At 42.7% G+C, this 25,123-nt stretch carries 18 protein-coding genes and 1 pseudogene; 13 read left to right on the top strand and 6 right to left on the bottom strand.

Annotated features, from left to right (window positions below; genetic code table 11):
• Positions 1-75: 75 nt before the first annotated feature.
• The 6 genes from B154_RS32360 to B154_RS0112995 all read right to left on the bottom strand — a co-directional run bounded on the left by B154_RS32360 (position 76) and on the right by B154_RS0112995 (position 6,490).
• Positions 76-282, bottom strand: a complete 207-nt coding sequence (locus B154_RS32360) for a GntT/GntP/DsdX family permease (RefSeq protein ID WP_071595285.1) — start codon at positions 280-282, stop codon at positions 76-78.
• A 105-nt stretch (positions 283-387) separates the two neighbouring features.
• Positions 388-1,665, bottom strand: a complete 1,278-nt coding sequence (locus tag B154_RS0112975) for a mandelate racemase/muconate lactonizing enzyme family protein (protein WP_018614689.1) — start codon at positions 1,663-1,665, stop codon at positions 388-390.
• Positions 1,666-1,703: 38 nt separating this feature from the next.
• Positions 1,704-2,642: an RraA family protein gene (locus B154_RS0112980; RefSeq protein ID WP_018614690.1), complete on the bottom strand. Its 939-nt coding sequence runs from the start codon at positions 2,640-2,642 to the stop codon at positions 1,704-1,706.
• A 41-nt stretch (positions 2,643-2,683) separates the two neighbouring features.
• Complete coding sequence (locus tag B154_RS0112985) at positions 2,684-3,826, bottom strand: bile acid:sodium symporter family protein (RefSeq protein ID WP_018614691.1); 1,143 nt, start codon at positions 3,824-3,826, stop codon at positions 2,684-2,686.
• Between the two features lie 248 nt (positions 3,827-4,074).
• On the bottom strand, positions 4,075-5,592 hold the full coding sequence (locus tag B154_RS0112990; protein ID WP_018614692.1) for a gluconokinase: 1,518 nt from the start codon (positions 5,590-5,592) through the stop codon (positions 4,075-4,077).
• A 16-nt stretch (positions 5,593-5,608) separates the two neighbouring features.
• The gene (locus B154_RS0112995) at positions 5,609-6,490 is read right to left on the bottom strand and encodes a helix-turn-helix transcriptional regulator (protein ID WP_018614693.1); all 882 of its coding nucleotides are present in this window, start codon (positions 6,488-6,490) and stop codon (positions 5,609-5,611) included.
• A gap of 218 nt (positions 6,491-6,708) precedes the next feature.
• Between B154_RS0112995 and B154_RS0113000 the strand changes: the two genes are divergently transcribed.
• The 13 genes and pseudogenes from B154_RS0113000 to B154_RS0113055 all read left to right on the top strand — a co-directional run.
• Positions 6,709-9,864 (top strand): SusC/RagA family TonB-linked outer membrane protein, encoded by a 3,156-nt coding sequence (locus B154_RS0113000; protein WP_018614694.1) that lies wholly within the window; start codon positions 6,709-6,711, stop codon positions 9,862-9,864.
• Positions 9,865-9,874: 10 nt separating this feature from the next.
• On the top strand, positions 9,875-11,413 hold the full coding sequence (locus tag B154_RS0113005; protein ID WP_018614695.1) for a SusD/RagB family nutrient-binding outer membrane lipoprotein: 1,539 nt from the start codon (positions 9,875-9,877) through the stop codon (positions 11,411-11,413).
• 90 nt (positions 11,414-11,503) lie between these two features.
• Positions 11,504-13,225 (top strand): IlvD/Edd family dehydratase, encoded by a 1,722-nt coding sequence (locus B154_RS0113010; RefSeq protein WP_018614696.1) that lies wholly within the window; start codon positions 11,504-11,506, stop codon positions 13,223-13,225.
• 26 nt (positions 13,226-13,251) lie between these two features.
• Positions 13,252-14,079: a fumarylacetoacetate hydrolase family protein gene (locus B154_RS0113015; protein WP_018614697.1), complete on the top strand. Its 828-nt coding sequence runs from the start codon at positions 13,252-13,254 to the stop codon at positions 14,077-14,079.
• Between the two features lie 173 nt (positions 14,080-14,252).
• Positions 14,253-15,362: an alpha/beta hydrolase gene (locus tag B154_RS0113020; RefSeq protein WP_018614698.1), complete on the top strand. Its 1,110-nt coding sequence runs from the start codon at positions 14,253-14,255 to the stop codon at positions 15,360-15,362.
• A 130-nt stretch (positions 15,363-15,492) separates the two neighbouring features.
• Positions 15,493-16,053, top strand: coding sequence for a hypothetical protein (locus B154_RS0113025; RefSeq protein ID WP_026260170.1), 561 nt, complete (start codon positions 15,493-15,495; stop codon positions 16,051-16,053).
• 120 nt (positions 16,054-16,173) lie between these two features.
• Positions 16,174-16,788, top strand: coding sequence for a DJ-1/PfpI family protein (locus tag B154_RS0113030; RefSeq protein ID WP_018614699.1), 615 nt, complete (start codon positions 16,174-16,176; stop codon positions 16,786-16,788).
• 102 nt (positions 16,789-16,890) lie between these two features.
• Entirely contained in the window at positions 16,891-17,775 is an 885-nt protein-coding gene (locus tag B154_RS28490; protein WP_018614700.1) for an alpha/beta hydrolase, read from the top strand.
• Positions 17,776-17,823: 48 nt separating this feature from the next.
• Positions 17,824-18,954 (top strand): zinc-dependent alcohol dehydrogenase family protein, encoded by a 1,131-nt coding sequence (locus B154_RS0113040; protein WP_018614701.1) that lies wholly within the window; start codon positions 17,824-17,826, stop codon positions 18,952-18,954.
• 67 nt (positions 18,955-19,021) lie between these two features.
• Positions 19,022-20,467 carry an NAD-dependent succinate-semialdehyde dehydrogenase gene (locus B154_RS0113045; RefSeq protein ID WP_018614702.1) on the top strand — a complete coding sequence of 482 codons (1,446 nt, stop codon included), beginning with the start codon at positions 19,022-19,024 and terminating at the stop codon, positions 20,465-20,467.
• 254 nt (positions 20,468-20,721) lie between these two features.
• Positions 20,722-20,846 (top strand): annotated as a pseudogene (locus tag B154_RS33870) (IS6 family transposase); the annotation flags it as partial.
• A 100-nt stretch (positions 20,847-20,946) separates the two neighbouring features.
• A complete protein-coding gene (locus B154_RS0113050) occupies positions 20,947-22,215 on the top strand; it encodes a Gfo/Idh/MocA family oxidoreductase (RefSeq protein WP_018614703.1) in 1,269 nt (422 codons plus the stop codon).
• Between the two features lie 405 nt (positions 22,216-22,620).
• Positions 22,621-25,123, top strand: a 2,503-nt coding sequence (locus tag B154_RS0113055) for a DUF1080 domain-containing protein (protein ID WP_425423111.1), incomplete at its 3' end; no start/stop codon positions are given.

Below are 25,123 nucleotides of genomic sequence, written 5' to 3' on the forward strand. Positions count from 1 at the left end.
TAAGTTGCCCATCGCAATGCCATCGGGTTTGTGGGCAGGCCAATTGTCGTGAAATACAAAATCGCTATTTGGCGCTTATGGCTCGAGACAAATAATCAATGCTAAACCACATAATGTGCTGTCAACGCCCTTTTCGATGGATATCAATTCAGCCGATGGTTCCATGCCCATAAGAAACCCGGTTAAAACCGAAACGATCAACAGCGATAAAAAAGGACTGACTTTTTTCGCAGTTAAAAAAATCTGCACGCCAATGGCAAGAAAGAGAATGAGTAATGGCATCGTTTAAATTTAAATGGAGGCCCTTTATGCCCAAAGAAAAAAGTCAAAATTCAAAAGACATACTACGTCGAGATCCGGCTTTTAAATTTTGACCTGGTTGAAAATTTAAGCAAAGAATGGTACTCCCGGGGTAGCGTATTTTTTTAAACCTTCTTCATTGATCTCTACCCCAATCCCGGGCTTGTCTGATACCACCAAAAATCCCTTCTCGATAAAAGGCTTATCATATTTGACGATCTCTTTCCACCTTAGATCTGTATCACTTTCGCTTTGCCATTCAAGAATATGGAAGTTAGGGACTGATGCGCAAACATGAGCGGATGCCATTGCTCCTAAGAACGAACCAACCATGTGGGGTGAAAAAGGTGTGTAATAAGCATTGGCAAGGTTGGCTATGCGTTGTCCTTCGCCAAGCCCACCACATTTTTGAAGATCAGGCATGATAATATCAATGGCGCCTTCCGATAACAAACGAGTGTATCCGTAAGTGAGGTAAAAATTTTCGCCGCCACAAATTGGTGTGCTTGTTTCCTGTGTAATGGTTTTATAGGCCTCAACGTTGTCAGCCGGAACCGGTTCTTCCAGCCACATCAGGTTTAAAGGCTCCATCACTTTTGCTACCTTTCTTCCGGTAGGTGCATCATACCGTCCGTGCATGTCCACGCAAATATCAATATGGGGACCTACTTCCTTTCGAACAGCTGCAATAGAATTATACATTCTTTCTACTTCGGCGTTGCTCGCAGTCCAGTTCCACTTGTCGTATTTGTTCGGATCGTTTGCTTCGTCAATATCAAATTTTACGGCTGTATATCCTTTGTCAACTGCAACCCTGGCCACTTTCGCATAATCTTCCGGTTTCGGATTGCGGACTTCGTATAGCTGGGTATCACAATAAACCCTTACTTTATCTCGAAACTTTCCGCCTAATAATTGATAAACAGGCAAGCCTAATGCTTTTCCAGTCAAATCCCATAAGGCAGCATCAAAAGCACTTAAAACAGCCACATACATACCTGATTGGGCTCCTCCAAAGAAAGCCTGTTTACGGAATTGCTCGAAAATGACATTTGGACCCAGAGGACTTCTTCCCTTGAGTTGATTACCGAGCCGTTGAACTAAATAGTAGGTTCCACCTATGGCATCCACAGCTTCACCATACCCCACGAGGTCCTGGTTCGTCATAATTTTTACGAAGAGGCCTCCCCCTGAAAAGGCGCATTTTACGTCGGTAATTTTTAAATCTGATGGCGGAGATGCCATTGGTGTTTTCTCAATAGCGGTTTCAAGTCCTTTACCAAAGGAGGCAAATGGCGCAAAAGGGGCGATGGCAGCCGCTAAAGCCGTTTTAGATAAAAAAGATCTTCTTGATGATTGTGACATACAGTTCGGTTTAAATGTTGTAAAATGTGTTAAAAATGTTACCAGGTACGTTCTTTCAGGAGTTCCTGTATTTGTTCTTTAGGCACAGGCAATTCGTTAATGTGGTCATTTAGCCATTTAGAGAAATCTTTTTCAATTTCATCCGACCATTTGGCATCTATCTGGCCGGCGGTGTATTTACCTTCCCGCAAACGTAGATGGCCGAACATATCCCGCAGCCTTACAATCTCGGATGTCTTTACCACTTTCTCTGCAAGTTGTGCCGGAATAAAGGTGACGACACCCATCTTCCCTAACACCACATCACCCGGCATCACCGTTACGTTACGGATTCGTGTGGGTTGATTGATGCCGATGATCATCGTGTTTAAATCGCCGGGAGGATTGTGGTAAGACGGATCATAACTGGTGTAATAGGAGGTAAAGCCACCAATTTCTTTCAGGCCTTCAACGTCCCGCAAAGCACCATCGTAAACAATGCCATTCCCGGTTTTGGCATAAATCGCATTGCCCACGTTGTCGCCAATGGTAGGGCCATTTTTATGTGCCCCAAATTGGTCGGCGACATACACATCGCCTTTCACGAGAAGGTCAACCGGCCAGGTGTTCTGCCCTCTTTTCCCCGCAGCTTTTCCACGGTCATCAATAGCCTTCCATACGTCCGGACGCGCGGGCATAAACGTAGCGGTAACAGCGCGTCCCACCAACACACTGTCGGGGTTTATGACTTGCCAGCCTTCCGCTACCTGGTAACCATAGCCGGCATTCTTCATCACCGCCCACGCTTCTTCCACGCTGACTGATTTCATGCGCTTGAGAATATTATCAGGCACTTTTGGCCTGCCGTCAGGAAAGCGTTCCCCTTTCCATTCCTGCGTTAAAAAAACCAGTTCTTGCCTGGAGATCTGCTGACTTTTTAATGGCTGATGAAACGCAAAACCAACCAGCAAGAATAAAAAGAGTTTTCGTGTAAACATGAGATTAAAAGTTTTAAGTGATTATGTATTCAAAGTCTTTGTTAGCTTACCCGTGCAATGTCTATATCGGTCTTTTCTTCTTTCGTGTCTGCCATCTCTTCTTTGGGCAAGCGGTTGTGCCACCAGCTCGATAAAAAAGAACCTGTTACATTCATCATCGGGCCAAAAATGGCTGGGGCGAGGCCGGCAGTGGCCAACTTGCCCATTGTTAAAGCAAGCCCCGAAGCCAGACCCGCGTTTTGCATACCCACTTCCAAAGCAATCGTTCTGCAATCCTTTTCGGCAAATTTTAAGAGGCGTGCTGACCAATATCCAAGGAAAAAACCCGCAATGTTGTGGATAAAGGTTGCGATCACCAGAAGGACGCCAACCTGTAATAAATTATTTCTTCCTGCCGCTGTGATCACAACCAATATCAGTGCTATTCCGACCATGGAAAGTATAGGCATTGCTTTGTCGAGCCAACCAAATTTCCCTCGCACGAGATAATGGAAAATCAACCCGGCCGCAATGGGGATGATCACGATTTTTGTGATGTCCCACATCATGTCAAGGAAGTGAATTTCCACAAAACTTCCAGCTAATAAGCGCATTAACAAGGGCGTTAAAAACGGTGCAAGCAAGGTGGAGACAGTCGTTACCGAAACAGAGAGTGCGAGGTTTGCCCGGGCCAGATACGACATGACGTTCGAAGCTAAACCACTGGGACAGCAACCGACTAAAATAATTCCTGCAGCAATCTCACCGGGAAAATGGAACAAGGTGGCTACCGTAAAACCAATTAATGGCATAAGGGTGTAATGGCAAACAATGCCTACAATAATACCTTTTGGCATACGCAGCACTTGTGCAAAATCCTTCAGGCTCAATTCCGTTCCCATGCCAAACATGATAATCTGTAGCAAGGGAACAATAAGGGCTGAAAGCTTGAAGGCTCCGACGGTTTTGAAGTGTTGCGGATAATACATAGCAAGGCTTACCACACCGAGAATAATGACGGTATATGATAAGCCACGGAGCATTTTGTTGCCCCTAAATGCGACGGCAAGACTTGTAAAAGCCAACATCAGCAACCAGCCGGACCAATCATGCAGCCCACCTATTGTCATTGCCAGATAAGCCAGTAAAAAAACCGAGGCGAGGATATAAAAGATGAAATAAACAGATCGCTTTGTTGTTGCCATAAACAGATTTACATTTAAAAAAAGAAAGAAATTGAATAGCGGGAAACAGTATTAAATACCGCTATTGCGGATTAATATTCATCAAATGCACGCGCAGTCGTAGGAACGAAATAGCTCTTGCCAGGGGTTGAACGGGTGTGTTAGCAGCAAGTGTAGGGTTTTTCTTTTCATTTAACTGGTTAATTTTTGCGTGAAAACATCTGGCTTTATTTCATTTTATTATACAATAGTCTGGTAGTAGGTATTACTTATGGATCTGCTACTGCAGACAAGGCTTCAAATTCATCAAATAGTTTTCTACTCAGGTTTTCGAAGATGGCGTAATACTTAAGGTAGACGTTGTGGTTATTTTTGTTTGGTTTAAATGCATCGGGCAGTACGATAGACTTTGCTGCATCGTCGAGGTTTTGATAGATACCAATTTCGGTAGCGCTTAATAAATATGCCCCCAGGCTGACTGTGTTGGCATTGGGGCTGACGCTTACCGGTTTGTTGAAAATGTCAGCAATGAGTTGTGTGCAAAAAGGGATCGTAGCAAAGCTTCCGTTTACAGAAATGCGTTTGATATCCCGGTGCTCCTGCAACAAATTTTCAATGCTGTACATCTCATACAAAATGCCTTCAATTGTTGCCCTTGTAAAATGTTTTCTTTCATGATTAATGTTTATTCCAAAAAAGACACCTCTTGCATTGGCATTCCAAATTGGCGCTCGTTCTCCCAGAAGATAGGGTAAAAAAAGCAAGCCTTCCGAACCCGCGTCGACAGTTACTGCTTCCGCGATTAGATCATCCATGCAGCTCTCAAGATCATAAGCGTTTTTGAAGTCACCGAATTGTTTCGCAAACCATTCGAACGCTTTCCCGCCATTATTGGAAGGACCTCCGGAAATATAATACTGCTCATCCAGAATATAATTAAAGAGACGGCAATTTTTGTCCTGTAATGCCCGCTGTCCCACCACCCTTACCGCGGCACTATCCTCAATGGTAACGGTTGCTTTACCATCATCCCATACACCCGCGCCCAGGGTGGCAAAACAACCATCGCTGGAACCTACCAAAATTTTTGTTTCTTGATTTAAGCCAAGTGAAATTTGGTATTGTGACAGAAGCTTTCCTGGTGAATAAAAGATAGGTACCAATTCAGGAAGCTGGTCGACTGTAATGCCGGCATAGTCAAGTGCAGTCGGATCCCATTTCTTGTTATGAATATTCATAAGTCCTGTCGCGGACCCAATACTGTAATCAATCACATAAGCACCAGTGAGTTGTTGTATGATGTAACCTTTAATTGAAAGAAATTTATAGGTCTGCTTAAACCTTTCCTTGTCCTGATTTTTCAGCCACGCTATTTTTATCAGGGGCGACATGGGATGTATCGGCGTTCCGGTTGCGTGGTAAATTATTTCTGCCAGGGGTGAATTGCGTAAGACCTGTGCTTCTTTTTTCCCCCGGTTGTCAGCCCAGGTAATGGCATTTCCCAGCGGCACACCATTTTTGTCAATTGCCAGCACGCTGTGCATGGAAGCACTGAAGCAAATGGACAAAATCTTGTATTTTTTCGGATGGATCTTTTCGCTGAGAAAATTCTTTAGCACATACAGCATGGTAATAAAGATTTGCTCAGGATCCTGCTCGCTGTAATCCGGGTTTGGATGAAATGTAGGATAAGAACCGTTGGCAAACCCGATTGTATTTCCCTTCAGATCGAATGCATAAACCCGAACCGCATTTGTTCCCAACTCGATGCTAATGATACATTCCATAATATAAATTTTAGCTCTAGGAAATATTTTTTTTTCTGAACTCGCTCGGCGTATAGCCGGTCAATTTTTTAAAAGTGGTGGAAAAATGTTGTGACGAATAAAAGCCGGTATCTAACGCAATGTCTGTTACATTCAGATCAGGCTTCTTTAATAATTTGATCGCTTCTGAAATTCGGATGTTGATCAGATAATTAAGTGGTGAAAAGCCGGAATAGCTTTTTACTCTTTCATTGAACAACGTCGTTCCCATACCTACCGTAGCCGCCATTTCTTCTACTGTCCATTGATGAGAAAGGTCTTCGCGAAGCTTTTGTTCTAGTTGCAAAAAGTTTTTTGAAAAATCCCTGCCTGAATTAGTTTGCCTGGTTAACCGCCTGGTAATGATGATGAGCAACTCGTCCAGGAGTTGGTTTACTCTTGTATGATAGCCAATTTCGTGGTTAAACAATTCGCTTTGTAAAGAGACAAATATCCTGCTCGCTTCGCTAAGTCGTTCCAGTACAACAGACTTGTTCAACAAGAGAATTTTACCGATCATTTGTGTTTCATTTTCTGACAAACGACTCCAGTTTCCAAATTGCATTTTTCCGTTTTCCGGCTTTTGTGCATTAATATGTATCCATGAAAGCGTACCAATTTCCAAAAAGCCTTTTGTGCCGCCAAATCTTTCATTTGGAAGAATAAACGCAATATCACCGGGATACAAAATGTATTGTCGTTCGTGAATGTTCCATTCAAACTTACCATCCATGATATAATAAATGCGAATGTTGTCTACTGTTGTGTCAGGCAATGAATCCAATTGAATAGAAATGTTCTTTTTAACGCCGAATTCAATGATATGCGGAAACATTTGCAATTCCCGGGAGCACCCCTGTTGAAGAACAAACTGATTCATGCAAGCTCGTTTTTAGTTATGGCGTAGGTACTAGAGTCAATTGTATTCCCTCAAGGGCATAAAGAAATAACATTTATTGAATTGTCTCGTACAAAATTCAACAGTGTTTTATATTGGAAGTTTTTGTTATTGACTCTCAATTATTTTGATTTCAATTTAATACATCGACGAAATCAAAATCGATCCCTTTTAATCTCTTCATCTAACATTTTGCCATTATGAAAAGACGTGCAAAGACGTGTTTACGAACACGCTTTATTAAACTGCCTCTTTCCCTGTTCTTTTTCTCTTTTATTACAGCTACCCATGCGCAAACAGTATCCGGAAAGGTAGCGGATGAAAACCGGAATAACATTTCGGGCGTTTCTGTTACCGTGAAAGGCAGCTCTGTTGGTACTACCACTGACCCTGGCGGGCAATACACCATCAAGGCAGGGTCGAATGCGACGTTGGTTTTTAGCAATGTTGGCTATGCCACTCAGGAAGTGCCGGTAAACGGGCGCAAACAGGTAAACGTCACCCTAACCTCTTCCGCCGAAAACCTTGCAGCGGTGGTGGTTACAGCATTGGGCATTACAAAACAATCAAGAGGGTTAGGCTATGCTGCTTCCACCGTAAAACCGGAAGAACTTACTGTGAACCGCACAGCCAATCCCATTAATGCCCTCGAAGGCAAGGTAGCGGGTGTCAACATTTCCAGCCTTGGTACCGGTCCTGGTGGATCTTCCAAAATTCGTATTCGGGGGCAATCATCGATTAATGGTGGTGGCAGCCCGCTGATTGTCATCAATGGCGTTCCTGTTGATAACAGCAATTTTAACGGAAACACCGTCGGTGTAGCAGGGGGTGGCGTTTATGCGGATGGTGGAGATGGCTTGGCAAGCATCAATCCTGACGACATCGAAAGCATGACGGTTTTAAAAGGTGCTCCCGCGGCTGCTTTGTATGGTTATCGAGCACAGAATGGTGTCATCATGATCACCACAAAAACAAAAGGCAGAGGTAGAGGCATTGGCGTAACCCTTAATACAAATTACACCAATGAAACGCCTTTAGATTTTACCGATTACCAAAAAGTATATGGGCAGGGTGAAAACGGCAAACGTCCGCTCACTCCGAATCCCACATCCGGCGAATGGTCTTTTGGTGAAAAATTTCAGCCAGGCATGACCCAAATATTATTTGATAGCCTGGTTGTTCCATATCAGCCCCAGGGCAGCCGCATTAAAGAGTTCTACAGGCACGGACAGAATATTTCGAATACCATAACCATGGAAACATCAGGGGAAAATGGAGGCTTGCACCTCTCCTTCAACAATACGGATAACTGGGGTATCATGCCAAATAACAAGGTAAACCGTAAGGTCGTGAACCTTGGATTTAATTATAACCTTTCAAAGCAGTTTAGCTTTACGGGTAATATAAATTATTCAAAGGAGTTTAATCAAAATCCGCCGAACATAGGGAACCAGGATAATTCCATACCCACCACATTAATGGCTTTAGCCAATTCAATGCCATTGAGCGTCTTGGATGCCAACAAGTACAATCCGCAAGGCAACGAATATATTTGGTCAAGGTTTATGAACCGTACCAATCCGTACTGGGTTTTAGCCGAACAATTTCACAACATCAAAAGGGACAGAATTTTTGGCAATCTGTCTGCCAAGTACAACCTTCTTCCCTGGTGGTGGATCCAGGGCCGTGTTGGACAGGATTTCTATTCCCGCGATGAAGACGTTAATAATTTCCCCACCGGCCATGCATCAAGACCCCCGGCTCAAGCTGGTTTCTTCAATGGAGTTTACACACAGGAAAACCGCCGATTCCGGGAAACTAATTTGGATTTCCTGACCAGTGCCACCAAAACGTTCGGCAATTTTGAAGTCAACCTTACTGCAGGTGGTAACCAAATGCGCAGGCGCTTTGATATCAACAATGTACAGGTAACCGATTTTGTGGTAAGAGGCCTTTATACCGTTCAAAACGGAAGAGCAAAAAATCCTGTCTACACGATTGATGAAAAAGGTGTCAACTCGATTTATGGTTCCACTGATCTTTCATGGAATAAAACGTTGTATCTGACCGGCACCATCAGGAAGGATTGGTTTTCAACTTTGTCGAAAGAAAACAATGGTGTTGTTTATCCTTCTGTTTCTGGCTCGTACGTTTTTACCGAAACATTACACAATGCTTTACCCTGGCTTAACTTCGGTAAGGTACGTTTAGGATACGCTGAAGTGGGCAGTGATGCCGATGTGAACGCTTATTCTGACCAGTTATTTTACACCGTAAATTCCAACACGATTAACAATCCATCAGGTACAGCCGTTACGGTTGGCAGCAGCGGAGCGGTCTTACCAAACAGGAATTTACGACCAATGAGAATAAAGGAGACCGAAATAGGAATTGAATTAAAAATGTTTAAAAACAGGGTAAATTTTGATGCTGCGGTCTACCAAAAGCTCACGATAGACCAGATTGTTCCGGTACAAATCTCAGATGCCTCCAGTTTTACCAGTACCCTGATCAACAGTGGGGAGAGTCAAAACAAAGGCTTTGAGGCGCTGTTGAATTTGAACCTAATCCAGCAAAAAACTTTTAGATGGGACTTTACGGCCAACACGGCTTACAACATAACCCGGGTAAATAAAATTACGACAGATAAGCCGGGCGAAAAGTTTACGACAGGCTCCAATCCATTTAATGGCGAGGTGAGGCTTGTGGTCGGTCAGGAAATCGGACAGATTGCTGGCTATGGTTATGCAAGAGATGTCAAAGGCAACATGATCTTTCAATCGAACGGCGTGCCGCAAAGAACGGCAGATTTTCTCTTGTTTGGCAGCGGCTTACCCAAATGGACGGGTGGCTTCTTAAATGCCTTCACATTCAAAGGCATTAGTCTCTCCATCTTAATTGATTACAAGTTGGGTAATAAAATGCTTTCCGGTACCAACTTCAATGCGGTTCGCCACGGACTTCATAAAATGACGCTCGAAGGAAGAGAAGGCGGTGTGGTGGGTAATGGCGTCAATAGCGCAGGCGATCAAAATACAGTAGTTGCACCCGTTCAAACATATTGGGAACACCTGCGATCACAACAGATTATTGAACCTGTCATCTATAATGGGGGCTATTGGAAGCTACGCCAAATTAGTTTGGGATATGATTTTACCAAATACCTTCCGGGCAAATGGCCGGTGAAAGGCGTTAAACTTGATTTGGTGGCGAACAATGTTTGGATCATCAAAAAATGGGTTGACAACATTGATCCGGAATCGGTTGGTTATGGCACGGATGCTATGGTCGGCATGGAATCTCCAGGCTTGCCAACGACCAGGGGAGTAGGTGTTAACTTAAATATTAAATTTTAAGCAGTTAGTCATGAAAAAAATATTAAATTATTGTTTGTTGGCCGTGCCTTTATTAACGGCTGTTTCTTGTACGAAAGGTTTGGAGGAACTCAATAAAAACAAAATAAGTCCCACTTCGCTCGATCCTGCCCTCTTGTTGAACAATGCCGTCATCAACACTTCGTATCCAACCAGAACGGTACTTTTTGATATGGGAATTGTACAACAATTGGTTACGCCCAATGGCGGTGTATTGGCAGGGGCCAATTTCAACCAGGATAGCCGGGATGTAACCAATCCTCCTCTCTGGGCGGTTTATTATCAAAACGTCGTTAAGTATACGAATGACGTCATTGTCCGCACAAAAGATTTGCCTGCCAGAAGTAACCTTTATAACATGGCTCGTATATGGCAATCATACGCTTTTATGATTCTTACTGACGAATATGGAGCCATTCCATTTACTGAAGGGGGTGCTGGTTTAACCGACCAGTTGCTTTTTCCGAAATATGATAAACAGGAGGATATATATACAAAGATCATTCAGGAGTTGACTGAGGCATCTGCTGCATTAGATGCACCTGGCCAGGCAGAAACATCAGACGTTTTGTATGGTGGAAGTGTAGACCAATGGAAGAAACTTGGGTATTCTTTGTTGCTAAGAGCTGGTATGCGGCTTAGCAAAGTGGACCCGGCAAAAGCACAGGCGACCGTGAAGGCAGCTTTGGCAGGTGGCGTTATTTTGCAGAATGCTGACAATGCGATCATGCGCCACGATGCAAATTATACTTCACCTATCGGCAATATGCTTAATGGAACAGAGGCTGCTAATTTTTACCTTGTAGAAGCATTTGTGGATACGTTAAAAAATAACAATGACCCGCGTTTGTCTTCTATTGCCATCCGCTACAAAGGAGCCACTTCAGGACCTGAACAAACCCCTGCAATCGGCACAACAAATCCTGTGGACCAAATTGGAATGCCAATGGGATATGATAATGGGACCATTGGCGCAAAAGCTTCTGCGGATGGCCTTGCCAGCTTTTACGATTATAGCCAGGTAGACAGGCGGCGGATGGTAAAGAACACGGCACCTATCTTTTTTGTAACAGCGGCACAAACACAATTACTGCTCTCCGAAGCATGGTATAGAGGATGGATAACCGACGGTACAGCAGCGCAATATTTTGCAGACGGGATTAAAGCAAATATGGATCAAATGGCTTCTTATGACCCTGGTTCGGCTATTTCCGCATTGGACAGAGATACTTATGTAACAAATCATCCTTTGCAACCTGGAAGGGAATTGGAACAGATTAATACCCAGTATTGGATCGCTTCCTTCTTAAACGGCCCTGAAGCTTTTGCCAACTTCAGAAGAAGCGGCTATCCTGCTTTGCCACCTAATCCTTACGGCCAGCCAAACAACCCGGATGTACCCAACGGTACTTTCATCAGGAGATTAACCTATCCCACCTCTGAGCTCTCTGTCAACGCAAGCAACGTTAACGCGGCTATCGAAGAGCAGGGACCAGATAAATTAAGCACACGGGTTTGGTGGGATAAATAAAGAATTTTTAAAAGCAGCATACATAAAAGAAAGGCTTTTTACAACAACAGGCCTTTTTAAGCAAAAGAGGCTCAGTCAAAAAAAACAATTATGTCATCTGAAAGGAAGCTTAAAAGCCATGACTGGTTCGGGAAAAATGACAAGATGGGTTTTGTGCATCGTTCCTGGCTGCGCAACCAGGGCTATCCCGATGATTATTTTAAGGGACGGCCGGTCATTGGGATTTGCAACACCTGGAGTGAGCTTACACCTTGCAACGGACACTTGCGCGACTTCGCAGAAGTGGTAAAACGCGGTGTTATTGATGCCGGAGGGTTTCCCCTGGAGTTCCCGGTTACCTCTTTGGGTGAAACCATCATGCGACCAACGACCATGCTATTTCGCAATCTTGCAGCGATGGATACCGAAGAAATCATCCGTGCCAACCCGATTGATGGCGTAGTGTTACTAACTGGCTGTGATAAAACAACACCCTCCACGCTAATGGGTGCCTGCAGCGTTGATCTTCCAACCATTGTGGTTCCCGGAGGTCCGATGCTGAACGGGCGTTTCAAAGGCGAATGCCTGGGCAGCGGTTCCTTCAACTGGATGGTAAAAGAAAAAATGTTGGTCGAGAATTATACCGAAGCTGACATCCTCGAGGCAGAAATCGGCGTGGCCCGCAGTGCAGGACATTGCATGACCATGGGAACTGCTTCCACCATGGCCTGTATGGTAGAGGCGCTCGGTTTAACGTTACCTGGTGCCGCAGCCATTCCTGCAGTTGATTCAAGGAAGAAAGTGATGGCGCAATTGAGCGGCCGTCGCATTGTGGAAATGGTGAAGGAAGATATGAAACTTTCGAAGATTCTTACCCGACAGGCATTTGAGAACTCTATTGTGGTGAATGCGGGCATTGGCGGTTCCACCAATTTTATTCTTCATCTGTTAGCTATTGCGGGAAGAATTGGAGTTGATCTTAAATTGGAGGATTTCGATGACATTGGCAGCAAGATCCCCCTGTTGGTCAATCTTAAACCTTCCGGTAAATACCTGATGGAAGATTTCTTTTATGCAGGGGGATTGCCGGTTGTTATCAAGGAATTGAAAAAATTCCTGCACAATGAGGCCATCACGGTAAACGGAAAAACCATCGGTGAAAACAACAGCTTGCCTGTTTGTTACAATCAGGACGTAATTGCAACGCTAGACAAGCCGCTGCAGGAACACGCCGGCATTGCCGTGCTAAAGGGAAATTTGTGCGAGAAAGGTGCTGTCATCAAACCATCAGCTGCCACAAAACAGTTAATGAAGCATCGGGGACGTGCGGTGGTATTTGAAACGATCGAAGACTACCATGTAAGAATTGACAATGAAGAACTGGACATTGACGAAAACTCTGTGATCGTCCTTAAAGGCGTGGGTCCGGTAGGTTATCCCGGCATGCCGGAAGTAGGCAATGTGGACCTGCCGGAAAAATTGTTGCGCAAAGGTGTAAGAGACATGATCCGCATCTCGGATGGAAGAATGAGCGGCACGGCGGCAGGCACAGTGGTCCTGCATGTCGCCCCAGAATCGGCTATTGGAGGAACATTGGCATTGGTGAAAGACGGCGACATGATTGAATTGGATGTGGAGAAGCGACGATTGCACCTGGATGTGAGTGAAGATGAATTGCAAAAAAGAAGAAAGGAATGGGTGGCTCCGAAACTAATGGCGACAAGGGGTTATGTGAAGATTTACATTGACCATGTGCAGCAGGCAAACCTCGGGGTTGACCTGGATGTTTTAAACAGCGGCTCCGGCAGTGAAGTGACAAGAGATTTGCATTAATCTAATTATACACTAAAATAGAAAGTATGAATATTTACAGGACCGGGAAAGAAATTGTAATAGAAAATGACGGGAAATTCTATTCAGTGAAGGATCAAATCTGGGATGAATTCATCAATGATGATCATCTTTTTGAAAAAGTACAGAAAATAGCAGCTAGTCAATCGCCAAATGAAGACAAGTCAATAAGCGGAGTTCTTGCTCCGATAGGTAATCAGGAATTATGGGCTTGCGGTGTTACTTATTTTCGAAGCAAAATCGGCAGGCAGGAAGAAAGCAAAGACGCGGGCGGTGGCGATTTTTATGCACGAGTGTACGAAGCGGAGCGGCCGGAAGTGTTTTTCAAGGCTACCTCGCACCGCGTAGTCGGTCCAAACGATAAAGTCAGAATCAGGAAAGATTCTACCTGGGATGTTCCGGAACCTGAACTTACCCTGGTAGTGACATCATCCGGAAAAATTGTTGGCTATACTATTGGTAACGACATGAGTAGCCGCAGTATTGAAGGAGAAAATCCTTTGTATTTGCCCCAGGCAAAAACCTATGATGGCTGTGCTGCCGTTGGTCCCTGCATTTTTGTAACGGAACAACGGTTGGATAATAACACTAACATTCACCTGGAAATTAACCGGAATGGGTCAACTGTTTATGAAGGAAAGATTGCCGTCAATCAGATGAAAAGAACGCCCGAGGAATTGGTGTCATTTGTTTTTCGTGAATGTTCTTTTCCTTACGGCTGTCTCATCATGACAGGAACCGGCATTGTACCCGAACATGATTTCACACTAAAAAGTGGAGATGAAATCAAAATTTCCATTGATGGGATTGGAACTCTGGTAAATGAAGTGATGTAATATTTTTTTCTGAATTGAATCCTGCAATTTTTGAACGAACCTTAAATAATACATGATAAAATTTCAGAAATAGATTCTAAAAGTTAAGTTTTATCAGTAGGCCAGCAATAAACTTTTTGACCATAATTGTGACTTGTTATAAAACTGAATATCTAACCATATAAAACTTGCATATGCAATTGAAGCGAGCCATTATTTTTTCACTAGTTACTTTGGTAGGACAAGCTTGTCTAGCCCAGTCTGATGTAAGGGAAGACTTTAAGCCTTCCACATTTAACCAGCCGGGACAACCTTACCCGCAAGTCAATTCCCAAGGCTACGTTCGGTTTCGCATTGTGGCACCGTATGCCGATAGTGTAAAGGTGAGTCTTGGATTAGGCGGCAGAGGCGGCACAAGACTTACAAAAACAGGCGATAGCATCTGGACAGGCACTACTGAAGGTCCGATGGATGAAGGCTTCCATTACTATCACCTCAATGTTGATGGCGGCACATTTAATGATCCGGGGACGTTGAATTTTTATGGCTCTACCCGTTGGGAAAGTGGCGTTGAAATACCGGCACACGACCAGGATTTTTATGCTTTAAAAAATGTTCCCCACGGTAATGTGCAGCAAGTTCTTTTTCCCTCTAAAAGCACGAACACATCGCGCCGTGCTTTTGTGTACACACCGCCGGGTTATGAAAAAGATAAAGCAAAAAAATACCCGGTGTTGTACCTGCAACATGGATGGGGTGAAGACGAAACGGCATGGAGCAACCAGGGACATGCTAATCTGATTATGGATAACCTGATAGCAGAAGGTAAGATAAAGCCGTTTATTATTGTAATGACCTATGGAATGACCAACGAATTAAAATGGGGTCATTTGAAAGAGTTCAAAGTTGATTCATTTCAAACGGTGCTTGTGGACGAACTAATTCCTTACGTAGACGCTAATTTCCGAACCCTATCCGATCCTGCTCATCGTGCTATGGCAGGGCTTTCCATGGGAGGTTTTGAAACCCATTCCATTACTTTGAATAAGCCCAACGTATTCTCATACTATGGACTGCTTAGCGGCGGCATTTATACCCCGGAAGAATTAACCGATAAAACAAAGCCGAAGCTTATTTTTATAAGCTGTGGGAGCCGCGAAAGTCCCGATCGAGTAAAGGATGCGGCAAGCAAATTAAAGGATGCTGGCTTCAATGTGGTTTCTTATATATCTGAGAATACAGCCCACGAATTTCAAACCTGGCGTCGTAGCCTACGCGAACTGGCACCACTGCTGTTTAAGTAATTTCATTAAGAAGGCTGTATAGCGCCTTTGTTTATCGATGAGAGATAATAAATGGATAAACTAAAAGAATAACATTATCAACAAAATTTATATAAAGCGCTGATAAGTTATCAAGTGGAAAATTAAAAAAATGATCAATTTTAAAATCCATTTATTGGTGTTGCTAATATTCGGTTATATAGGTCAAGTTGGAGCCCAAACGCCTATGATTAGGCAGGATTTTACAAAGGTAGGTGCTAGTGTTAGTACTATGTTGTATGGCTTGATGACAGAAGAAATCAACCATTCTTATGATGGCGATTTATACGGGGAACTGAAGCGCAACCGGATATTTAAGGACAATAAAAATCGGAAGGGATGGAGGTCTGTAAAGAATGATTCGGCTGCGAAATCGAGTATAGAACTCGCTTCTGAAGAACAAGTTGCTTGTGACGAACGTGGTCTTGCCAACAACGGTGCACTCTCCAGGTGCTTACGCCTAACAATAGAGAAAGCTGTTGGCAGAGTAGGCATAGCCAATGAAGGATATTGCGGAATTCCCATAAAGCCTTCCACCGCATACAGAGCATCTTTTTACATAAAGGGAACGGACCGAAGGGAACCTTTCCGTTATCGCTGGGAGCCAAAACCCACCACGCCACTGCTACCGGTTACTGGAAACAATACCCCCGACCTATTACTATTGCCGTAGAAAGCAAGGATGGAAAAACTCTTTATCCGTCAGGTATGATTACCCATTACGGATTTTATCTTCATCCCAATTTAAATAGAAACCGGATATAATAATTACATTTACAGTAATTCTAACGATATGACAAATTCTAAAAAAATTCTGATACTTACGGGCGATGCCGGTGAGTGCTTTGAAATTCTTTTTGCTTGCCACCGTTTTAGGGAGGCAGGTTACCAACCGGTAATTGCCGCTCCTTCAGTTAAGCGGTTGAATTTAGTAATGCATGATTTTGAACCCGGCTGGGATACATATGTAGAGCGCCCGGGTTATATACTTCCATCTGATATATCATTCGACGATGTTGATACAGATGATTATTTAGCAGTACTTTTAATTGGAGGCCGGGCTCCGGAATTTTTACGCAATGACCGACGGGTTATAAACATCGTTAAAGCCTTTTTTGAGAGCAATAAATATGTTTTCGCCATTTGTCACGGAATCCAGATTTTGGTAACGGCGGGATTGGTAGATAAAAGAAAAATTGTTTGTTACGAACATGTAAAATTTGAAGTAGAATCTTGTGGCGGCATTTACCTCGATGATGAAGAGGCCGTTCAGGATGGTACAATAGTAACGGGTAAAACGTGGCAATCGCAACCTGAATTTTACCGGATTGTTTTTAAATGTCTAAACGAAGTTGAAGAAGCTCAACATCAGCCTTCAAAGAGGGCCAACGTTACTGTTACAGCTTAAGTAGAAGATCCTTTAGATTTCATAACGAAGGGCTTTACCTTTCTTAGGTTTATTTCATAGTGAGCAAAAAAGTTGTTACAGGCAGACACTTATTAAACCCTCATGCTGATTTATAAAAATTACGACCAGGAAGCTTTGGACCGGCAATATAATAACCGTTTAAAGGTTCCTGGTTTTGCTGCTCACCTCGATCGATGGGAATTGCTTAGCCGCGAAACTGAAAAAATGTTTCATTGTTGTAAAGATCTTCGCTATGGCCAACTTCCCCGCGAACGACTCGATATATACCCTTCGTCTTTCCCAAACGCTACAACTTTGGTTTTTATACATGGAGGCTACTGGCACATGTTTGATAAAGAATCTTTTCAATTTATTGCAAGGGCGTTTCAACCCCGCGGGATTACTACAGTTTTGCTAAACTACCCGCTTGCACCTGCCAATACTTTAGACCAAATTGTCCTATCATGCCGTACAGCACTTGTATGGCTACATGAAAATCTTTCAGCGTTTAACGGGAATTCAAATAAAATTTTTGTAGCAGGTCATAGTGCCGGAGGTCACCTGGCAGCAATGCTCATGGAAACAAGCTGGCGTCAATTCAATCCAAACCTTCCTGTCGACTTGATCAAAGGAGCAGTGGCCATAAGTGGTATTTTCAACCTAACTCCAATCCGGCTATCTTACCTTAATAAAGTGCTGAACATTCATAGCGAAGCTGCTATTCGAAACAGTCCTGTTTACATTCAGCAGGTCAAATCAGCTCCGTTAATCCTGGCTGTAGGAAAGGAAGAAACGGCGGAGTTTCAGGAACAAAGTGCTGAAATGTATGCAGCCAGGAAAGCAGCAGGATTTCCTGTACACCTTTTAGAGATGCCAGAACAAAACCACTATTCCATTATTGAAACGATCCTCGATCAGAACTCTCTTTTATCGATAGTAATGAGACAAATGATGGGAATTAAAATGAATGTTAGCGCCATCGAATAGCGATGAAATATTGAAGACTTTTTAAAAGAACATAAGTAATCAAAACACATGAAAATAAGAGCTGCAGTTTTGCATCAAATGGGCCAAGAACGTCCTTATACCCACAGCCAACCGTTAACAATTGAAGAAGTTGAACTAAAGAAACCGGAAGCAGGAGAAATACTGGTTAAGATACATGCAGCCGGGTTATGCCATTCGGACTTGTCGGTAATTGATGGGAACCGCCCGAGGCAAGTACCAATGGTGTTAGGACATGAAGCAGCCGGTGAAGTGGTTGAGCTTGGAGCCGGAGTAAATGACCTCAAAGCAGGAGATCATGTTGTGTTTTCATTTGTTCCAATCTGTGGGCATTGTATGCCTTGTATGACGGCCCGTCCTGCTCTTTGTGAAAACGGTGTGGCAGCAAATAATAAGGGCGTGTTATTAGGAGACGGTATAAGGCTGTACGATCGTCAGCAAAAGCAAATCCACCATCACATGGGTGTTTCGGGGTTTGCAGAATATGCAGTAGTCTCGAGGAAATCAGCAGTGCGTATTGATCGCACTTTACCTTATGATATTGCTGCTTTATTTGGTTGTGCAGTGATGACTGGGGTAGGCGCTGTAATTAACACAGCTAAATTGTTACTAGGTCAAACAGTGCTTATAACAGGCCTGGGCGGAGTAGGCTTTGCGGCATTATTAGGCGCTTTAGCAGGCGGAGCGAGTAAAATTATTGTTGCAGATATCAATAAGGATAAACTTAAAACTGCATTGGAGCTTGGAGCGCATGAGGCAGTTGATTCTTCCGAAGCAAATGCATTGGAGCATATAAGAGATTTAACCGGAGGCGGAGTTGATATAGGGATGGAATTCGCCGGTGTAGTACCCGCATTAGAGTTTACTTATAACGCTACAGCAAGAGGCGGCAAAACAGTAACCGCTGGTTTACCGCATCCAAGCAAAATGATGCACCTGGCGCCGGTAAAACTGGTAGCTGAAGAAAGGACATTACAAGGCTCTTACATCGGCAGTTGTATTCCTGCACGCGATATCCCTGCCTACATTGCCCTTTATCAATCAGGAAGGTTGCCGGTAGATAAACTCATGACACATACATTAAATTTAAACGAGGTGAACGAAGGTTTTGAAAGACTCGCTAAAGGTGAAGCAATCCGACAGGTTATTACAAGTTTTTGATTGCAAACGCCAAGAATTAGCAGTCTTTAAGTTTGTTACATTATAAACATTATTTAAAAGAGAACATGTGGAGACAAACAATCTTATTAAAACAGAAGCATATGTAAATGGTGAGTGGGTGAGTGCCGGCAGTGGCAAAACCTTCGATGTAATTAACCCTGCAACCGGCGAATTAATTGCAAGCGTTCCTGATATGGACAGGGATGATGTACGTTATGCTATTGATGCTGCAAATGATGCATGGCCTGCATACCGTGAACTGACAGCCAACCAGCGTGCTCTGTTATTAAAAAAGTGGTATGCACTTATCCTGGAAAATAAAGAAGAGCTTGCCATATTGATGACGAAAGAATGTGGGAAGGTATTGCAGGAAAGCCTTGGAGAAGCAGAGTACGGAGCATCCTTCGTGGAGTGGTTTGCAGAAGAAGCGAAGCGCACTTATGGTGATGTTATTCCGGCTACATCAAATGATAAAAGGATTGTAGTGATCAAGCAATCAATAGGAGTGGTGGCAGCGCTTACTCCATGGAATTTTCCATTGGCAATGATCACACGTAAGGTTGCACCCGCACTTGCAGCCGGAAGCCCCGTTGTTGTTAAGCCGCCCTCCGAAACACCACTCACGGGTTTGGCTATTGCCTCGCTGGCAGAAAAAGCAGGATTTCCTCGCGGTGTGTACAATACTGTAACGACAACTGATAACAGCGGTGTAGGCAAAGAGTTTTGTGAAAACAGGAAAGTCCGTAAACTTTCATTTACCGGCTCTACAGCAGTCGGAAAAATTCTGATGAACCAATGTTCATCTACGTTAAAAAAACTATCGCTGGAATTAGGTGGTAATGCGCCTTTTATTGTTTTTGAAGATGCAGATATTGATGAAGCTGTAAAGGGTGCAATTACGTCAAAGTTTCGCAACAGCGGTCAAACATGTGTATGTGTGAATCGTTTTCTTGCCCATGATAAAATATATGATGAGTTTGTTCAAAAACTTTCACGCGCCGTGGCAGCCCTGAATGTAGGAAATGGATTAGATAAAAATATTCAAATTGGCCCCCTCATCAGTAAAAAGGGATTGGATAAAGTACAACTGCATGTAAAGGATGCGGTTGATAAAGGGGCAGAAATAAGGCAAGGCGGTAAACCGATGGAAGGATTGTTTTTCGAGCCGACGGTTTTAGCCAATGCCACAAAAGAAATGATAATAGCCAACGAAGAAATTTTTGGCCCTGTGGCTGCGGTATTCAGGTTTAACACCGAAGAGGAAGCAATTAAAATTGCAAATGATACCGAGTGTGGACTTGCTTCCTATTTCTATAGCAAAGATGTATCACGATGCTGGCGAGTGGCCGAAGCGCTGGAATGTGGAATGGTAGGCATTAATGAAGGTTTAATATCGACAGCAGTAGCGCCATTTGGCGGTGTAAAAGAATCCGGAATAGGTCGCGAAGGTTCAAAATACGGAATGGATTATTTTATGGAAATAAAATACATCTGCTTTGGCGGGATCAAATAGTAACAATTGACCAGGTTTAACGAATTTTTTGGTCCGTCATTTAAGTTTGTATTAATCTGCGGCTCAGTTGGCCATCTTTTCGGGAGGCAAAAATCTAAACATTTCAACCAAAAGCTTCAATAGCCAAACAAAATATTTTTTAAAAGTTAGCTGTTCGTTTTTATTCATCCTAACTTCTGATCCTGTAGTAGCATTGCGAAAACCAATGGCAGGACACTTTTCTATTAATAGCTCAAGCTCACCAATGAGTTGCTGACGAGGCTACAATACAAAGATGGGTATATAAGTTTACTCCATTAATTGAAGGTGAATAAAGAGAAGAAGAAAAACGGTTGGTAGTAGCTGGAGGATGGATGAGACTTATATTAAGGTAAAGGGGAGTCGTTTGTTATAGAGTTGCATAACTTTAATAAAAACTTGTTCTATCATACATTTTATACAATTAAATATTCCATAATCAATAAATATTCTTTCCCAACATGGACGAAAAAAAAATCAACTCCAGGCGAAACTTCATTAAAAATTCTTCTCTTGCCGCTGCATCCTTCACTATTGTTCCTCGGTTTGTATTAGGACGAGGTTATATTCCTCCCAGCGACCAGCTAACTAAAGGTGTTATTGGTGTAGGTGGTATGGGCCGCGGACATTTTAAATATGCGGGAACCAGGGTGGTAGCTATTTGCGATGTAGATCAAAAACATTTGCAACAAGCATTTGATATGTTAAAAGACAAGAGTGTAAAAACATTTACAGATTACCGGGAGTTGATACGCTTACCAGAAGTAGATATAGTTCATGTTGCTACGCCACCTCATTGGCATGGCGTTATTGCAGCCGATGCAGCGCGGGCAGGCAAAGATATCTGGTGCGAAAAACCAATGACGCACACTATTGGCGAAGGAAAACGTTTGGTAGAAGCAGTGCAACGGCATGGCCGAATATTTCGTTTAAATACCTGGTTCCGGTTCGAAGATATTTTTTATGGCATGGGTACCACCGTTAAACCTATAAAAAAACTTGTAGAAAGCGGATTGTTAGGATGGCCGTTAAAAGTAACAGTTGGCCGACGTACAGGCTTTGACTGGAAATTCTACTGGGTAGGTAAAACAGATCTTAAACCACAACCGGTACCTGCGGAATTGGATTATAACTTCTGGTTAGGACCAGCTCCTTACAAACCCTATAATCCACATCGTGTACATCAAACCTTTAGGGGGTATTGGGATTATGATGGGGGAGGGTTGAGCGATATGGGACAACACTATCTCGATCCTGTTCAATATTTTCTTGGAAAGGATAATACTAGTCCGATTTCTGTAGAACTAGACGCACCGGAACAACATTTTGATGCTGTAGGCACATGGCGCAGGATAGAGTATACTTATGAAGATGGTTGTAAAATAATATTGGATGGAGAAGGAAATGATGATGTGCCTTATATAGAGGGACCAAAAGGAAAGCTATATCCAGGCTTCCGTTCTGATATTCCTGACTTAGAAAAAAAACTCGCTGCATTTCCCGATCCTGAACCTCAAATAACAGACTTTGTACAAGCAGTAAAGCAGCGAAAAAAATTTGCTTTGAACGAGCAAAACGGATATCATTCCTGCACTATAGTAAACATGGGTTTGGTAGCGTTGCGGTTAGGACGATCTCTGAAATTTAATCCGGTCAAACAAGAGTTCATAGGAGATGAAGGGGCTAATCGCCTGATTTTTCCACCTTTGAGAGAACCCTGGACAATATAATTTATTCAATATTCTTGCAGAACAACATTCACTATTGGTTCTTGTAACTACCAAAACAAAAAATCTTTTACTTAAACATATCCTGTTAAGCTTATTATCATGAGGAGAATATTTTTTATACCTGTTTGTATTGCAATATGGGGCTCCACGTCCATAGCTCAATCTAATAAAGATCAACGTACACAAGCTACCCGAATTGCAGATTTATTGGCACAAATGCCCGCGAAAGATTCAATACAGTTAGCTTCTGCCATGAAGGAAATAGCTGCTATCGGCGAAAATGGTCTGGCAACAATAGCTGAGATGCTTGTAGCGCCAGACAAAGGGAATAATTCTAATGCTGAGTATGCAATTAATGGTTTCTCATATTATTCAACACAACCCGGAAAAGAAGATTTGCGCAAAATGAGTGAACACGCATGGTGCCAGGCGCTGGAAAAGATTTCAAACACTTCAAATAAAGCTTTTATCATTAGTCAATTGCAAATTGTTGCGCAAAGTAACGAAGCTATATCAAGTTTAAAGAATTATTTAAATCAGGATCAGTTATGTGATCCCGCAGCAAGAGCCTTGATAAAAATAAATTCTCCTGCTGCTAAAAAAGTATTGTTAGAAGTTGCGAAAACGGCAAAGGGAAGTTGCCAGCTATCGCTCATAAAAGCGTTGGGAGAAAGCCACAATAGCGAAGCCCTTTCTGTTATCACGCCTTTAGCTAGTGATAAAGATGAGATGTTACGTAAAGTAGCATTGAATGCCCTTGCTAATATAGGTGATCCATTTTCTGCGTCAACTTTAGAAAATGCCGCCAGAAAAAGTGGTTTTACACTTGACAATACAAATGCTACTGATGCTTATTTGCTTTACCTGCATAAGCTTGTAGAAAACGGCCATTCGAAAGAGGTCTTGAAAAAAGCATTTTTATTGGCAAAAAATACAATCGCAGACAGTCTTGTTCAAACACGTATTGCTGCCCTGAATTTGATAGATTTTGTACAAGGTGATAAAAGCATTATTGCATTAACAGAAGCCGCAAGTGATAAAAATATAGAATACAGAAGTGCTGCTTTAAAAATGGCTGAAAAACATTTAAATCCGGCGACAACTGCTATATGGTTGAAAAAAATTGAAAAAGCAAGTCCTGAAATCCAGGCAGCGATTCTTACCATGTTAGGGAATAATAAAACAGAAACAGCCCTGCCTGCAATGTTGGGCGCATTAAAGAGTAAAGATAGCCGGGTAAGAATAGCAGCCATTGCTGCTTCTGGAAAAACGGGTAACGAAAGAGCATTACCAGCTATACTAGAGGCTATGAAAAACAGCAATACTGAAGAAATATCTGCAGTAGAAAATGCTATTGATATTATGAAAGGATCGGGCGTTATAAACAAAGTAGCAGATGCTGTACCATCTATGCAGGGAAATGCAAAAGCTGCTCTTATAAATGTTTTAGGTCGCCGGGCAGCACATGACAAAGTGAACCTGGTATTTTCTTCACTAAACAGCCAGGACACTGCAATTCATTCGGCAGCATTGTCAGCAGTAAAAACAATGGTAAATAAGGATGATCTAACGAAATTATTTTCTCTATTAAGCAACGCTTCAAATGAGGAAGAAATAAAAGCACTTCAGGATGCTATAGTCGTTGCCTCCGCAGATATTCCGGAAAAATCTCAAAGGGCAAGGCTGGTTTTGCAGGAAATGGCAAAAGCTCCGGAAAATAAAAAACCGTTATTTTTTAATGCCCTTGCTGGTATTGGTGGTAAGGAGTCCTTAAATGCTGTCACCACAGCGTTTAACAATGGCGATGCCTCTACAAAAAATACTTCTTTAAAGGCGTTAGCTAAATGGAGCGATAGCAGTGCGGCTGCTCCACTTTATAGAATTGGTCTTAATAATTCAAATAACAATTATTTAGACATCACATTAAAAGGATATATTCATTCTATAAACCTGGGAACTTATCCTGATGAGCAAAAAGTATTGATGTTGCGTAATGCAATGGATATAGCAAAAACTGCTGAACAAAAGCAAACAATACTGACAGAAGTTGGAAAGAACCAGACATTTTCCGCGCTCATTTTTGCAGGAAAATATCTGGATGACCAGGCGGTGCAGCAGGAAGCAGCCCATGCTGTAATGAGGATTGCTCTCTCTGATAAAAAGTATTATGGAAGTCTGGTAAAAGATCTTTTAAATAAAACGATAGCAGTATTAAAAGGAACCGATAGGGATTACGAAAAGGAAGCTATGCGAAAATTTATGGCTGAAATGCCTGCTGAAGAAGGTTTTGTAACATTATTTAACGGAACCGACTTAACTGGCTGGAAGGGATTGGTAGGCAATCCGATACTGAGGGCTAAAATGGATGAGAAAACATTGGCTACACAACAACAAAAGGCAGATGAAATAATGAGAAAAGGCTGGTATGCGAAAGATGGTGTGTTGAATTTCAGTGGCGAAGGTGAGAACATTTGTACAAATAAAAAATATGGTGATTTTGAAATGTTTGTGGATTGGAAAATTACAAAAGATGGCGATGCCGGTATTTATTTACGGGGAACACCGCAAGTACAAATCTGGGATACATCACGAAGAGATGTTGGCGCTGAAGTAGGATCGGGGGGATTATACAACAATCAAAAAAATCAGAGCAAACCCCTTAAACTTGCCGATAATGCTATTGGAGACTGGAACAGCTTCCATATTATTATGAAAGGAGATCGGGNGACNGTTTATTTGAATGGCGAACTGGTAGTAGATAACGTAACTCTTGAAAATTATTGGGACCGCAATCTTCCCATATTTCCAGAAGAACAAATTGAATTGCAAGCTCATGGTACACATGTAGCTTATCGCGACATTTATATTCGTGAAATTCCAAGGCCAAAGGCTTTTACCTTAACCGACG

This window comes from Segetibacter koreensis DSM 18137, assembly GCF_000374045.1.
Lineage (GTDB): Bacteria > Bacteroidota > Bacteroidia > Chitinophagales > Chitinophagaceae > Segetibacter > Segetibacter koreensis.

Bases quoted from the DNA above. Each gene is read 5' to 3' on its own strand.
- B154_RS32360 (WP_071595285.1), bottom strand. From the start codon at position 282: ATGCCATTACTCATTCTCTTTCTTGCCATTGGCGTGCAGATTTTTTTA.
- B154_RS0112975 (WP_018614689.1), bottom strand. From the start codon at position 1,665: ATGTCACAATCATCAAGAAGATCTTTTTTATCTAAAACGGCTTTAGCG.
- B154_RS0112980 (WP_018614690.1), bottom strand. From the start codon at position 2,642: ATGTTTACACGAAAACTCTTTTTATTCTTGCTGGTTGGTTTTGCGTTT.
- B154_RS0112985 (WP_018614691.1), bottom strand. From the start codon at position 3,826: ATGGCAACAACAAAGCGATCTGTTTATTTCATCTTTTATATCCTCGCC.
- B154_RS0112990 (WP_018614692.1), bottom strand. From the start codon at position 5,592: ATGGAATGTATCATTAGCATCGAGTTGGGAACAAATGCGGTTCGGGTT.
- B154_RS0112995 (WP_018614693.1), bottom strand. From the start codon at position 6,490: ATGAATCAGTTTGTTCTTCAACAGGGGTGCTCCCGGGAATTGCAAATG.
- B154_RS0113000 (WP_018614694.1), top strand. From the start codon at position 6,709: ATGAAAAGACGTGCAAAGACGTGTTTACGAACACGCTTTATTAAACTG.
- B154_RS0113005 (WP_018614695.1), top strand. From the start codon at position 9,875: ATGAAAAAAATATTAAATTATTGTTTGTTGGCCGTGCCTTTATTAACG.
- B154_RS0113010 (WP_018614696.1), top strand. From the start codon at position 11,504: ATGTCATCTGAAAGGAAGCTTAAAAGCCATGACTGGTTCGGGAAAAAT.
- B154_RS0113015 (WP_018614697.1), top strand. From the start codon at position 13,252: ATGAATATTTACAGGACCGGGAAAGAAATTGTAATAGAAAATGACGGG.
- B154_RS0113020 (WP_018614698.1), top strand. From the start codon at position 14,253: ATGCAATTGAAGCGAGCCATTATTTTTTCACTAGTTACTTTGGTAGGA.
- B154_RS0113025 (WP_026260170.1), top strand. From the start codon at position 15,493: ATGATCAATTTTAAAATCCATTTATTGGTGTTGCTAATATTCGGTTAT.
- B154_RS0113030 (WP_018614699.1), top strand. From the start codon at position 16,174: ATGACAAATTCTAAAAAAATTCTGATACTTACGGGCGATGCCGGTGAG.
- B154_RS28490 (WP_018614700.1), top strand. From the start codon at position 16,891: ATGCTGATTTATAAAAATTACGACCAGGAAGCTTTGGACCGGCAATAT.
- B154_RS0113040 (WP_018614701.1), top strand. From the start codon at position 17,824: ATGAAAATAAGAGCTGCAGTTTTGCATCAAATGGGCCAAGAACGTCCT.
- B154_RS0113050 (WP_018614703.1), top strand. From the start codon at position 20,947: ATGGACGAAAAAAAAATCAACTCCAGGCGAAACTTCATTAAAAATTCT.